The organism is Myroides indicus (genome assembly GCF_004364575.1).
GTDB lineage: Bacteria > Bacteroidota > Bacteroidia > Flavobacteriales > Flavobacteriaceae > Flavobacterium > Flavobacterium indicum_A.
Genome location: NZ_SOAG01000008.1, coordinates 66,899 through 80,310, shown reverse-complemented (window position 1 = coordinate 80,310; position 13,412 = coordinate 66,899). Strand labels below are relative to the sequence as shown.

The 13,412-nt window shown below is 34.3% G+C and carries 15 protein-coding genes; 6 read left to right on the top strand and 9 right to left on the bottom strand.

Going from position 1 to position 13,412, the window contains the following annotated elements; all coding sequences use genetic code 11:
• Positions 1 to 6: 6 nt before the first annotated feature.
• The 8 genes from C8P70_RS04810 to C8P70_RS04775 form a co-directional block, all read right to left on the bottom strand.
• Positions 7 to 1,065: an efflux RND transporter periplasmic adaptor subunit gene (locus tag C8P70_RS04810; protein ID WP_133712203.1), complete on the bottom strand. Its 1,059-nt coding sequence runs from the start codon at positions 1,063 to 1,065 to the stop codon at positions 7 to 9.
• 24 nt (positions 1,066 to 1,089) lie between these two features.
• Positions 1,090 to 2,418 carry a TolC family protein gene (locus C8P70_RS04805; RefSeq protein WP_133712202.1) on the bottom strand — a complete coding sequence of 443 codons (1,329 nt, stop codon included), beginning with the start codon at positions 2,416 to 2,418 and terminating at the stop codon, positions 1,090 to 1,092.
• Between the two features lie 23 nt (positions 2,419 to 2,441).
• On the bottom strand, positions 2,442 to 3,050 hold the full coding sequence (locus C8P70_RS04800) for a TetR/AcrR family transcriptional regulator (protein WP_133712201.1): 609 nt from the start codon (positions 3,048 to 3,050) through the stop codon (positions 2,442 to 2,444).
• Positions 3,051 to 3,186: 136 nt separating this feature from the next.
• Positions 3,187 to 3,894: a LytR/AlgR family response regulator transcription factor gene (locus C8P70_RS04795; protein ID WP_133712200.1), complete on the bottom strand. Its 708-nt coding sequence runs from the start codon at positions 3,892 to 3,894 to the stop codon at positions 3,187 to 3,189.
• Positions 3,891 to 4,964, bottom strand: a complete 1,074-nt coding sequence (locus tag C8P70_RS04790) for a sensor histidine kinase (RefSeq protein WP_133712199.1) — start codon at positions 4,962 to 4,964, stop codon at positions 3,891 to 3,893. Before C8P70_RS04790 ends, C8P70_RS04795 begins: the two co-directional genes overlap by 4 nt.
• Before the next feature lie 228 nt (positions 4,965 to 5,192).
• Positions 5,193 to 5,657 carry an ester cyclase gene (locus tag C8P70_RS04785; RefSeq protein ID WP_133712198.1) on the bottom strand — a complete coding sequence of 155 codons (465 nt, stop codon included), beginning with the start codon at positions 5,655 to 5,657 and terminating at the stop codon, positions 5,193 to 5,195.
• Between the two features lie 71 nt (positions 5,658 to 5,728).
• Positions 5,729 to 6,427 (bottom strand): helix-turn-helix domain-containing protein, encoded by a 699-nt coding sequence (locus C8P70_RS04780; RefSeq protein WP_133712197.1) that lies wholly within the window; start codon positions 6,425 to 6,427, stop codon positions 5,729 to 5,731.
• Positions 6,428 to 6,468: 41 nt separating this feature from the next.
• Positions 6,469 to 6,795 carry a winged helix-turn-helix transcriptional regulator gene (locus C8P70_RS04775; protein ID WP_133712196.1) on the bottom strand — a complete coding sequence of 109 codons (327 nt, stop codon included), beginning with the start codon at positions 6,793 to 6,795 and terminating at the stop codon, positions 6,469 to 6,471.
• Between the two features lie 151 nt (positions 6,796 to 6,946).
• On the opposite strand from C8P70_RS04775, the gene C8P70_RS04770 reads away from it, so the two are divergent.
• From C8P70_RS04770 to C8P70_RS04750, 5 genes are all read left to right on the top strand, one after another.
• Complete coding sequence (locus C8P70_RS04770) at positions 6,947 to 7,318, top strand: DoxX family protein (protein ID WP_133712195.1); 372 nt, start codon at positions 6,947 to 6,949, stop codon at positions 7,316 to 7,318.
• A 209-nt stretch (positions 7,319 to 7,527) separates the two neighbouring features.
• Positions 7,528 to 8,505, top strand: coding sequence for a polyprenyl synthetase family protein (locus C8P70_RS04765; RefSeq protein WP_133712194.1), 978 nt, complete (start codon positions 7,528 to 7,530; stop codon positions 8,503 to 8,505).
• 2 nt (positions 8,506 to 8,507) lie between these two features.
• A complete protein-coding gene (locus C8P70_RS04760) occupies positions 8,508 to 8,852 on the top strand; it encodes a hypothetical protein (protein WP_243832663.1) in 345 nt (114 codons plus the stop codon).
• A 12-nt stretch (positions 8,853 to 8,864) separates the two neighbouring features.
• Positions 8,865 to 9,428: a Crp/Fnr family transcriptional regulator gene (locus tag C8P70_RS04755; protein WP_133712193.1), complete on the top strand. Its 564-nt coding sequence runs from the start codon at positions 8,865 to 8,867 to the stop codon at positions 9,426 to 9,428.
• A gap of 78 nt (positions 9,429 to 9,506) precedes the next feature.
• Positions 9,507 to 9,839 carry a DMT family transporter gene (locus C8P70_RS04750; RefSeq protein ID WP_133712192.1) on the top strand — a complete coding sequence of 111 codons (333 nt, stop codon included), beginning with the start codon at positions 9,507 to 9,509 and terminating at the stop codon, positions 9,837 to 9,839.
• Between the two features lie 75 nt (positions 9,840 to 9,914).
• On the opposite strand, the gene C8P70_RS04745 is transcribed toward C8P70_RS04750, so the two are convergent.
• Entirely contained in the window at positions 9,915 to 10,490 is a 576-nt protein-coding gene (locus C8P70_RS04745; RefSeq protein ID WP_133712191.1) for a hypothetical protein, read from the bottom strand.
• Positions 10,491 to 10,604: 114 nt separating this feature from the next.
• Between C8P70_RS04745 and C8P70_RS04740 the strand changes: the two genes are divergently transcribed.
• On the top strand, positions 10,605 to 13,385 hold the full coding sequence (locus tag C8P70_RS04740; protein WP_133712190.1) for a 2-oxoglutarate dehydrogenase E1 component: 2,781 nt from the start codon (positions 10,605 to 10,607) through the stop codon (positions 13,383 to 13,385).
• The last annotated feature ends 27 nt before the right edge of the window (positions 13,386 to 13,412 follow it).

The window sequence follows — 13,412 nt, the reverse complement described above, 5'->3', positions numbered from 1 at the left end:
ATGTGATTAATTAATAATTTCTACAGGCATTCCGTCCAATAGATTAATCTGACCGGAAGTGATTGCTTGCATGCCTTTTTCAAGTCCGGAAACTATTTCGATATAGTCTCCGAAACTTCTGCCAGAAGTAACTGTTTTTAAGACTGCTTTGCCATCTTGTACCACAAAAACCTGATTGCTGCTTACACTGCCGACAAATGCGGTTCGAGGTATGGCTAAAACAGTAGCCTTTTCTTCATTTCCGATGTAGGCGGTAGCATACATACCTGCTTTTAGTTCGTTTTTACTGTTATTTTCAATTTCAAGTTCGATAGGAAAGTTCAAATTGCTGTCTGCTTTTGGAGCAATAAAAGTCACTTTGCCTTGAAAAACCTGATTAGGCAGTACATTTACTTCTATTTTTACTGTTTGTCCTGTTGTTACTGTACTGATGTTTTTTTCATCAACGTTTACTTTAAGCTTTAAAGAAGAAACATTGACTATTTCAAATAACTGCTGTCCGGGAGAAACGTATGACCCCACTTCTATGTTGCGCTTGTTTACAATTCCCGTAAAAGACGCTTTTATATTGATGTCAGAAAATGAAATTCGGGCGCTTTCCAAATTGTTCTTGGCATTTTCTAATTGCAATTTGGCTTGTTCCAGCTGCTGTTGAGTGACTCCGCCAGTGGAGAAAGCGCTGTTAAAGCGATTGTATTCAGACTGTGCATTGTTGTAAACTGCTTGTGCGTTGGTTAGAGTTACATTTTGCTTGTCTCCGTCAATAATTGCTAGTGTTTGTCCTACTTTTACCAAAGTACCTTCTTCGACTAAAAGTTTAGTAATACGTCCGCTGGTTTCGGCCGAAAGCATGACTTCCTGTTTGGGAATAATGATACCATTAGTAATATATTGGGTATTTAACTCTTTTACTTCAACAGTTTCTGTACGAACAGCAACTGCCGCATTTTGCTGAGCTACTGTGTCTGTTTCAGCTTTGTTTTTTGCTTTATTGCCGTTTAAGGTATAGATGATTCCGGCTAATGCTGCTATGATGACTAAGCCGGTAATGATTACTTTTTTCATATTCTTATGTGTAGATGGATATTGTTATTCTTGTATTAATTTTTTTAATTCTCCTTGTGCTTTAATGAGTTGTATTTCTGCTAATTTATAGTCTAAAAGAGCATTTGTATAGCTGTTTTGGGCATCGGCATAGGAGGTTTCGGCATCTAATAAATCGGTGAGTGAAGCCAAGCCGTTTTTATAATTGTTTTCAATGTCGCTCAAAACTTCTTTTGCCAGATTTACATTTTCTTTTTGAGTGTTTAGCGTAATCATGGAGTTGTTTATCTGTGTTTCGGCATTGTGCATAGCCAAATCCATTGCCAGCTGCGTATCTTTTTTGTCAGCTTCCAGTTTTTCAATATCAATTTGCGCCTGTCTTGTTTTTGCTCGGACAGAGCCGCCATTAAATACAGGTACTACTAATTTAAGACCAACGCTGGAAAACCCGGTCCAGTACGTTCCGTCGATAGGTTTGCTAAACCAAGGAAACTGATCACCTACACCCAAATAACCAAAATTGGCTTCCAGACTAAGGCTTGGATATCCTTGGGCACGAATTGCTTTTTTGTTTAAGGCAAGTAATTCACCTTGTTTTTCTAGCAATTGAATTTCTGTCCTCACGGATGTATCTGAATAATTGTCTACAAATGCTGTTTTAGAAACTTCAAAAGTATTTTCAGGGAATGAAATGGAAGTATTAATATCCATTCCTATCAGGTACTTTAATGCATTTTCTTGTAAAACTAAGGCGTTAACAAGTTGCTGACGATTACTTTTAATATTGTTTAATGAAACGGTTGTTCTGTCTAAGTCTATTTTTTTTGCTAATCCGGTATTGTATAAATTAGCAATTACATCTCTGACGCGGGTTGTGTTTTCAATAGTTTTGTCCAGTGTTTTTAATTGAGATTTGGTTTTGTAAACCTCATAATAACTATTAGCTACTTTTTCGATTACTTGCTCTTCAGTTAGCTGAGCATTTATTTTATAAAATTCGCGCGTAGTTTTGGCTGCTTTTAGCCCTGTAAACACAGCTTGATTAAATAATTGCTGCGATAAGGAAGCTGTGGCTGTAGACTGCCATTCTTTCCCAAAAGCCATCATTCCGCCACCGAATTCTTCCGGAACTGCCATTTTTTGCAACAGCGGATTATTGGTTATATCTCCCACAATGTTGATTTGTGGAAGAGCATTGGCTCGTACTTCCTGTATTTGATATTTACTGTTTTCTACCTCTAATCGGGCTTTTACAGCATCGGACTTGTTTTGAAGGGCATAATCGATCGCCTCTTTTAGCGTAAGCTGTGTTTCTTGCGCCAAGCCCAAAAATCCAATCAGGAAGAGAGATAAGGTTAATTTGAATTTATTCATCTGTTTTTATTGTTGTTTTAATTTTAAAAATGTGTTTTGCATAAGAGATCAAATTCTTTTAATCCTTTTTCAGTAGCAATAGCCCTCATATAGTATTTCATCTGTAATTCATCTAATAATTGGGAGTCAAATTGTTTGGCGGGAAAGAAATCTAAATCTTCAAGAATAAAGTTAGAGGCAATGAAAAAGCGAGCTAAAAAATCGATGTCAAGATTGGATCTGAAAACTCCTTCTCTCATTCCTTTTTCCAAGTTTGTTTCTACAAAATGAACAACTTTTTTCTGATAGAATTTTTTTTGCTTTTGGTCTATTTTAGGGTAATACTTTGTTAGTTCATGTAAAGGCGAAGAAGCGTTGATGTTAATATCCAGTGCTTTGTGAATGTTTTGATGCGCTTCAAATAATTCCTGAATAGCAGGGTATCCTTTTTTTACTGTAAATTCAAGTTGTTCTAAAATCAGGGTATTCATCCGGGTCAGGCTTTTCTCTATCAATTCGGGTTTTGATGCGTAATGCTGGTATATTGTTTTTTTAGATATACTCAATGCAGAGGCGATATCATCCATTGTTACGGTTTTAAAACCGCGTTCCAAAAATAATTCTGTTGCTTTCAGTAAAATCTGTGTTTCCATAATTATCGATTATATCAATTTTTATTGGGCAAATATATACAGGAAACTACAAATAAAAATAAGTTTCCTTTAAATTAAGGAAACTTTAACTTGAGATTAGTTTCCTTAGGATGAGCTTGTTTTAAATATTGAAAAATTAGCTTTTATAATACTGATTAAAGAATTCTTTTTTATAAACTTCTCCCAGAGGAATTTCAAAATTATTGCCATATAATGTGTGATTATCAAATGATTCTATGTAGTCTATATTTACAACATAGGATTTGCTTACTCGCAGAAATATATCGGAAACTAATTTTTGATGTATTGTTTTTAAATTCATGGCAGTTATCAATTTTTGAGTTTTAGTGTGAATAATTACGTAATCTTTTAACCCCTCTACAAATACTATATCGTTATAATTGAGCTTGTGATGTCTTCTGTCAGATTTTATAAACAAAAAGTTGCTGTTGTTTCCTTCAAAAGTGTTTTTTACTGTGTTTTCTGTCAGCATATTTTTGTATAGAGAGGCTTTGTTTATTGCTTTTTCAAGACGCTCTTTATCAATAGGTTTCAGTAAATAGTCAATAGCATCTAATTCGTAGCTTTTAAGAGCATATTGAGGATAAGCTGTAGTAAAGATAACTAGTGTTTTTTCGGGAATTAGCCGGGCAAATTCTAATCCGGTAACTACGGGCATTTCTATATCTAGGAAAATAATATCTACTTCATTATCTCGCAGGAACTCGACTGCTTTGATCGCATTTGAAAACTTACCAAGAATCTCAAACGGAGACAATTCTTCTATTAAAGACTGCATCTCTTGTCTTGCCAAAGGTTCATCATCTATTATAATACAGTTCATAATGGAATTATTAGATTTACAGTATATTCATTAGCCGAAGAGGTTATATTAAGCTTGTGCTCATTGTTGTATAAAAGCTCTAAACGCCTTTTAATATTTGCCAAACCTAAACCTCCTTTCTTGTTGTTAAAGACGGGGATATCTATACTTTTTGAATTAATGCAGTTAAAGTGCAGCATGTTGTTTTCGACTTTCAGGTCGATTTTTATATAGGTTGCTTCCTCATTGGTATTGACACTGTATTTTATGGCATTTTCTACAAATACGGTAAATAGCCCTAACGGAATAAAAGTTGTGTTTTGCAGCGTCTGGTTTATAGGGTTTTCAAAAATAATCTGGAGATTGTCTTTTCGTATTTTTTCCAGATTTAAAAAGTTTAAAAGAAAATCTATTTCAGAAGCTAACAGTGTCTTTTCTCCATTGTTTTCATAAAGCTGATATCTTAAAAATTCCGACAGCTTCATGATAACTATACTTGCCATTTCGGGGTTGGTGCGTATGAGTGCTTTTACATTGTTCAGCATATTAAAAAGAAAATGAGGACTGACTTGATTTTTAAGCTCATTTAGCTCCATGCTATACGTTAGGTTTTTTAATTCCGTAATTCTTTCTTTGTCCATAATCCAGCGTTGTAAAAGTTTTACGGTTGTGGATACCGAAATAAGAGAAGCGCATATTATTATGATGGCATAATAGCTTTCTGAGTATTTTCTGCGATTCAATTCATGAAGTCTGTGTGCGTCAAAATAGTTGGCATGAAAGTACCCCAAAATTTGTATTCCCGTATATACCAAAAGCAATAGGAATAATATATACAAAAGGTATCTGGTTCTGAATAAAAAAACAGGGACCAAGACATACATATTGAGGTAAAACATTCCGATAAACGTACAATAAATTATAGTCAGAACGTAGTAAGCAGCAGGTGCAGGAAATTCCTGAAAAACATCTCCTCCGTACAAAAGAAAGAAAAATCCAGTCAAAAAAAAGGCATGCCTCAGCGGGCGAAAACGTTTTTCTGTCAGGAAATTTATAAGTTGTCCGTTACTGAAATCCTTGCAATGATCCATAATTTTTATATGCAGTTGACACAAATGTAAAATTTCCGATTTAACCTTACAGATATATTATACAAAAAGTGGGATTTATTATACAAAAATAGTTTTGCACATATACTATAATGATATAAAAATATCATTTTGATTTTGAGAGATCTATTATTGTTTTTATAGTGAAAATTAAATTTCTATACAAAAAATCAAGTAGCTACTCAAGCGAATTTTAACGTTAAAGATTTCTTAATGTTGGTTGTTCAGGTTATTTATTAATTCGTATAAGTCTGAAACAACCCAACGCTCTGCCAGCAGATTGTTTTCTATTCTATAAATAGCTATTCCTTTAAGGGTTATCTGTTGTCCTGTTGGAGGTATATTAATTCCGGGAAAAGAATTTGTGTAGGTAGCATGCATTTCCCATCGCACGACTACTTTATCTCTGTCTGCAAGAATATCTTTGATTATATATTTAGCATCTGGCAAAGCATTTTTAAATGCAGCATAGTATTTACGGAATCCCTTAGCTCCTTTATAATCGTTTTCCCAATCATGGGATAAAAAGTCAGGTGAGAGTAATTCATCTGCCGTTTTCATGTTCCATTGCACATATACTTCATCATAAAATCGTTTTAAGAGTTCTTTGTTTTTAATGGGATTAGGGGAAAGAACTAAAAGAGGAAATACGGATACTAAAAAGAAAAGTTTCATAAATCTGATATTTTTAAAATTTTATGAAACAAAAGTCTACAATTAAATATTGTAAAACTTGTATAAATCTGCTAACTTTTGAGTGCGAAAAAAGGACTGCTTCCAAACATATTGAAGAAGGTTTTATTAAAATGGGAAGAGTCTACAAAACCAGCAGAATGAGCCGCTGTAGTTAAAGACTTTCCTTTGTTGCATTTCTCTACAGCTAGGCGTATTTTATTCCATAAAATATATTGTCTGATTGAAATTCCCGTTTCTTCTTTGAAAAGATGAGATAAACGGCTTTCGGAAAGATAAGACAATTCACTGAGCTGTTTGATAGAGAGATTTGTGCTTTCCGGGGTATTTTGAATTTTTGAGAGACAATTTTCTATCCTAAAATCTATTTCAAAATTATTTTTAGAGTCATTAGAGAGATTTGTAACTATGGTTTCTGTATCTGTAAAAAGATATTCTATAGACTGATTTATTAAAATCTCCTTTTTACTGTTTATCAGGTAGGTGTTGGTTATATATTGCCCGATATTAGACAGTGGATCTAAAAAAAGCATTTGACAATCCGCGTTTACACATTGAAATTGATGTGGAAAATTAGAAGGGATAAGGGCTGTTAACAGATTTTTATAAGTATTTGTTTCTGTAGAAATATCAAAAGAGCCCTTTTTGCAAAAAACCAATTCAATAGCATAGTGACGATGAAAACTAGTTTGATGAGATTGTTTTGCAAATAAAGCGTAGTCTTGTTGTATGTTTAATTGTTTAATCGTCATTTTTTTGAGATTAAATTTATTGCAATAAGTAGCTAAGTTAATTAATCATTTGAAAAATCGGAAAGATGCTGTAAAATAGGTTCAAGTTTTCGCCCTTTAGCTGTAATTGCGTACACAGACGAGGTTTTATTTTTTACTTTAGAAACTAAATCATTTTCCACGAGTTCTTTGAGTTGTTTTGACAAAGTTCTGTCACTGATTTCAGGTAGAAGAACTTTAAAATCGGAGTAGCTCATTTCCTGCTCCATCAACTGAAATAATATGGACAATTTCCATCTTCCACTAAATAGAGCCAGGTTTTTTGAGGCGATACAAAATCGCTGAAGGGCTTTTTCATTGATAGAATTTGAAGAGTTTTCTTTTCTCATGGTATTCAATGTTTTTAAAGTCTGCGATCAGGCAAAGTAATAAAATAATATAGTAACAAACAATTTTTAGTCAAGCACTTACAATTTTGTAAGTGCTTGGATTTTTTTTGATTTGTCAATAGTTTTGAATAATAATAAATACACAATCACAATGGAAAAAATCAAATTTATTGTTCACTGGGGTGCTTTTGCTTATTACTTATACGTATTTGGGTATGCTTCTTTATTTAAAGTTTTTCAGAAAAAAACGATGATGGAAAGTATGTCAAGTTTAGGATTTAATAAAATATGGACAATTGGTATAGGTATAGGCGAATTAGCTGGGGTAGTTTTCTTATTAATCGGACTATTCAAACCTCAGTTTAAAAATGCAGGCGTAATCCTTTTGTTTCCTTTTGCTATAGGTGCATTTACAGCGCATATGGCACATAATGAATATCAGCATTTTTACAGCTCATTAATAGTTTGTATATTATCGGTTATTATTTTGCTAACTGACAAACAATTTAAACTAATCCTTTAATCTTTATTTTTTGCTATATCTGTAACTCTGCATTAAGTTAAGCTGGTTAATCTTAAAATCATACAAACATCATTTTTTAGTCGTTTATCAATTTAGATAAATGATTAATTGAACTTTTTATACAAACAGAAGAAAGCTAAATTGTCGAAAACGTGTTTGAAAACTTATTCTTCAAAAAAAACGTGTATTTTTACCAAAAAAATTACGTAATGCAATCTATACGCAAATATAAAGATCAAGTTTCTGTTTATATTGATTCGATTAAGTTAGACCGCACTCCTCAAGAACTATATCAACCTATTTCATATATTTTGTCACTTGGCGGTAAGCAAATCCGCCCTGTTTTGACTTTAATGGCAGCCGATATTTTTGGAACCTCTGTTGACAAAGCACTTTATGCCGCTACGGCAATAGAGTTATTTCACAATTTTTCTTTAATGCATGACGATATTATGGATGATGCTTCTTTGAGAAGAGGACACCAGACTGTTCATGAAAAGTGGGATGTAAATACTGCTATTTTGTCAGGAGATGCAATGCTTATTCTGGCTTATCAGTATTTTGAACATTATGAACCGGAAATTTTTAGAGATCTTGCTAAATTGTTTAGCAAAACAGCTATTGAAGTTTGTGAAGGACAGCAAATGGACATTTGTTTTGAAAACAGAAATGATGTTAGCGTGACAGAGTATATCAAAATGATTGAGTTTAAGACGGCTGTTTTGGTAGGAGCCGCTTTAAAAATGGGAGCTATTGTGGCGCAAACTTCCGAAACAAACAAACAAAATATATATGATTTTGGACTGAATCTGGGAATCGCTTTTCAGCTTCAGGATGATTATTTAGATGCATTTGGAGATGAAAATACGTTTGGAAAGACCATAGGTGGCGACATTTTAGAAAATAAAAAAACCTATTTATATCTGAAAGCAATAATTAATGGAAAGCCAAGTCAGCAGGAAGAGTTGGAGAACTTTTTTTCTACTGCCATATGTAGTGACGAAACAGTTAAAATACAGCGTGTTAAAGAACTTTTTATAGAAACAGGATCAGCAAAAGATTCGCTTCAACTTATCAAAGAATATACTAAAAAAGCACTGGATATTTTGGAGCAAATGGATATTTCGGAGAAGAAAAAAGAACAACTTCGACAGTTTAGTTATGAGCTGATGGATAGAAAAATGTAATTTTGAAACTAGAAATACTACAATATTTAGAAAATAAACTCGAAAAAAATCCATTGTTTATGCAGTTGGTCAGACAATTGGAAAAAGACTTCCAATTATCTGTGGCTTCTGATTTGATTTTTAATGCTCAAACGGCAGAAGAACTCGTTGTTGAAACACAATTTTTTTTAGAAAAGGTAGCGGTTAATACTCCGGCTAAGTTTTCAAGTCTGTTATACCGGATCGATGTTGCGGAAGCAGACATAAACAATTTACAGGCAGGTAATCTAGCAGAATACCTGGAGCAAGTAACCTTTCTTGTTTTAAAACGAGAATTTCAAAAAGTGTATATTCGCAATACGCTATAAACAAAATCTCCGATGAATATAGATCAGATTCTTGACAATATTTGGAAACTTTCTGCTGAATCTAAAGAAAAACTGAAAAGCAACATTGAACAAGTTAACTTTTCGAAAGGAGTTGTGTTGGTGAAAGCAGGCAAAATAGAAAAAGATGTTTATTTTATGAAGAAGGGAATTGCCAGAGCTTATGTAGAACAAGAAAATAATGAAGTAACAATTTGTTTTCTAACCGAAGGGGAAACAGCTATTTCTATGCGCAGCTATGTCTCAGGAAAAAAAGGGTATGAAAATATAGAGCTTTTAGAAAATAGCGAGCTATATCGATTAGCTACCCATAATTTACAGAAATTGTTTTTAGAAGATGTGCAGATTGCTAATTGGGGCAGAAAGTTTGCAGAACAAGAGCTGATTAAGACAGAAGAAAGATTTATTTCTGGACAATTTCGGACAGCTACAGAACGTTATGTGGAATTGCTTCAAAATAACCCCAGATTGATACAGCGGGTTCAACTTGGATATATAGCATCTTATTTAGGGATAACTCAGGTTACTTTAAGCAGGATACGTGCGTCCATAAAATAATGCTTTTTTTATCATTTGTAAAAAAATAAGATTTTTAGTCCCTCTATCTTTGCAGAGGAAAATTTAAAAACATAAAATATGAGTTGGATTTTTTTGATTTTGGGCGGACTATTTGAAGTTGCTTTTACCTATTGTATAGGTCGGGCAAATGATGCAGTAGGAACAGAAAAGTATTTGTGGTATCTGGGATTTTTAATAGCTGTTTCAATTAGTATGGGACTGCTGATTAAAGCCAGCAAAACACTGCCATTAGGAACGGCTTATGCTGTTTGGAGCGGAATAGGAGCTGTGGGATCTGTGACGATGGGAATATTGATTTTTAAAGAGCCGGCAACATTTATGAGATTATTTTTTATTGCTACATTAATTGCTTCTATAGTAGGACTAAAAGTAGTGTCTGCTTCTCATTAAAAAAGCAATAGTTATATTAAAATACAATGCGGAACAAGTTATTATTTAAAAACTGCTCCGCATTGACTTTATAAATTAAAAGTATATTCTTACAAAAGGCATATAAGCACTTCCGTATACCATGTCTTTTTCTTTATATAAAACATTATAGCGAATTCCTATTGTAACCGGACCATTGTGATACCCAATACCGAGAAATAAAGCTGTATTCCAAAAGTTGTTATCCCATTTATCAGCATTTCGATAGGTATAGGTGTTATTGACGCGTAGTTGCTCAAGTTCAGCAGAAAGCTGTAAAAGCGGAATGGGGTTGGCAAGCGCAATTAAACTTCCTCCATATATCCAGGATTGATACTGCTTAATGTCGCTGTAGTAATATCCGCGATCTTTGCTGTTGATATAGCTTCCCTGAAGCCCGACACCGGCAGCAAAATATTCATTAAACTGATAAATAGCACTTGGGGCTATCATGATATCAGTATATCCGCTTCCAAATCCCAATCCAAGACCTCCTCCGAACCGCCATTTTTTAGCAAATTCATAATTTTTTTGAGGATTATAACCTTCTTGTGCGATTAAAGAAAAATTAATACTTAAAAAAAACGATATAAATAAAAAAAAGTTTAGTTTGTTGAACTTAAAGTTTTTCATCTTCGATAGAATAAATATAATTCGATATAAAAATAAGCAAAAGTTTATACTTTTGTCATAAAGAGTTGTATTTTTGTGTAATTATATTTAAACAATAGGTCTTTAGACGAAATTATGGATAGATATTCCTTTTTAAACGCAGCACACACTGCTTTTTTTGCAGAGTTATATGATCAATATTTAGAAAACCCGGATAGTGTAGAGCCAAGTTGGAGAGCCTTTTTTCAGGGATTTGATTTTGCAAATGAATATAATGACGGACCAATAGATCAGTTATCTCAGGCATATTCAGAAGGTGTTGGCAATAAAGGTGCAGAAACGGGAAGTACAGTGCAGATAGATCAAATTCAAAAAGAATTTGCTGTACTAAGGTTAATAGATGCTTACAGAACTTACGGACATTTATTGACAAAATCCAATCCATTAAGGGAGAGGAAGGTAGAACATCCTGATTTGAGCATAGAAAAATTTGGATTATCACAAGCTGATTTAAATGTAAATTTCGAGGCAGCAAAAACCATACAGCTTCCTGTTACTACTTTGGCACAGATTATAGCCAGACTTGAAAAAGTATACTGCTCAACTTTAGGGATTGAATACAAGTATATAACAGATGAAAAAGTTGTTAGTTGGATTCAGGATCGATATGAAACTCTTGAAACAAAGTTTGACAACGAGGAAAAAAAAGAAATTCTTCACAAACTAATAGAAGCGGTTTCTTTTGAAAATTTTTTAAATACAAAATATGTCGGACAAAAGCGCTTTTCTTTAGAAGGATTAGAAGCTGCTATTCCGGCGATGGATTTTTTAATTGATTCGGCTGCTGTAAAAGGCGTAGAAGAAATTGTAGTGGGAATGGCACACAGAGGGCGTTTAAACGTTCTGGCAAACGTGTTTAAAAAACCTGCGCAGGAAATATTCTCCGAATTTGACGGTAAAGATTATGATGCAGTAGAAGGTTTTGACGGAGATGTTAAATATCACCTGGGGTTAAGTTCTACCCGAAAAACCAGATCCGGAAAAGAAATTCATATTAATTTGACTCCCAATCCATCCCACTTGGAAACCGTTGGAGCGGTAATTGAAGGAATAGCCAGAGCAAAACAAGATACCGTTTTTTTCGATGAACCGTCCAAAGTATTGCCAATTGCATTGCATGGAGATGCAGCCATAGCCGGACAAGGAATCGTTTATGAGATTGTTCAGATGGCAAAATTAAGAGGATACAAGACAGAGGGAACAATCCATATTGTTTTGAATAATCAGGTTGGATTTACAACGAATTTTACAGACGGACGTTCATCCGTTTACTCCACAGATGTTGCAAAAGTAACAGCCAGTCCGGTATTGCATGTAAATGCCGATGACACAGAGGCTGCGGTAAAAGCATTTTTATTTGCATTAGATTACCGAATGGAGTTTGGGCAAGATGTATTTATAGATTTAGTAGGGTATAGAAAATATGGACACAATGAAGGTGATGAACCCAAATTTACCCAGCCGATTCTTTACAAACTGATTTCAAAGCATCCGAATGCACGTAATATTTACAATGCCAGATTGCTGGAAGATAAAGTTGTTGACGACAATTTTGTAAAAATGCTGGAACAGCAATATAAAGATGCACTGGAATCTGATTTGGAAACCTCTCGTAAGAATGAGTTTGCTAAAATAAGAACATTCATGCATGAAAACTGGCAGGATTACGAAGTTGTAGGCTCAGAAAAAATGCTGATGGATTACGACACTAAAGTATCAAAAGAAGAGCTTACTTCGATAGCAGAAGTAATTACGGAATTACCGGGAGATAAGAAGTTTATTAATAAAGTAAAACGCTTAATCGGAGACCGGAAAGCAATGTTTTTTGAAAAAGACCAATTAGATTGGGCTATGGGCGAATTGTTGGCTTACGGTACGTTGCTTACGGAAGGTTTTGATGTGCGTATGTCTGGTCAGGATGTGGAACGAGGCACTTTCTCGCATCGTCACGCCGTAGTAAAAACAGAAGATACGGAAGAGTCTGTAATCTTGTTAAATGAATTAAAAGAGCAAAAAGGACAAATGAGAATTTTTAACTCTCTATTGTCAGAATATGCAGTTTTAGGCTTTGAATACGGGTATGCACTGACGAATCCTAAAACATTAACTATTTGGGAAGCACAATTTGGAGATTTTTCTAACGGCGCTCAAATTGTTATGGATCAATATATTTCGGCTGCTGAAGATAAATGGAACAGTCAAAACGGGATTGTGATGTTGCTTCCGCACGGATACGAAAATCAGGGAGCAGAACACTCTTCCGCACGTTTAGAACGTTATCTGCAGTTATGTGCTGAAGATAATATGTATGTTGCAAATTGTACTACGCCAGCTAACTTTTTTCACTTGTTGAGAAGACAAATGATAGCTGATTTTAGAAAACCTCTGATAGTAATGTCGCCAAAAAGCTTGCTGAGACATCCGCAGGCAGTTTCTGCTATAAAAGATTTTACAGACGGAAAATTCCAATATGTTATTGATGACTCTGGGGTAGAGGCATCCAAGGTGAAATCACTTGTTTTCTGCAGTGGTAAATTTTACTACGATTTGACTGCCAAACGCGAGGAAATTGGCAGAAATGACGTTGCCATTGTTCGTATTGAGCAGTTATTCCCTCTGCCAGTTGAGCAAATTAAAGAAGTGATTGCAAAATATCCAAATGCGGACGATTATGTTTGGGCACAGGAAGAACCTAGAAATATGGGAGCATATGGTTTTATGCTGATGAACTTCCACGAAAAGCCATTGCGTTACGCAGGCACAAAAGCATATAGTGCGCCAGCTTCAGGAAGTGCGGTACGCTCTAAAAAGCGCTACGCGTATGCAATTGAAAAAGTTTTCGACAAAAATTTATAATAAAAACAGTATTTTTACAAAACAATA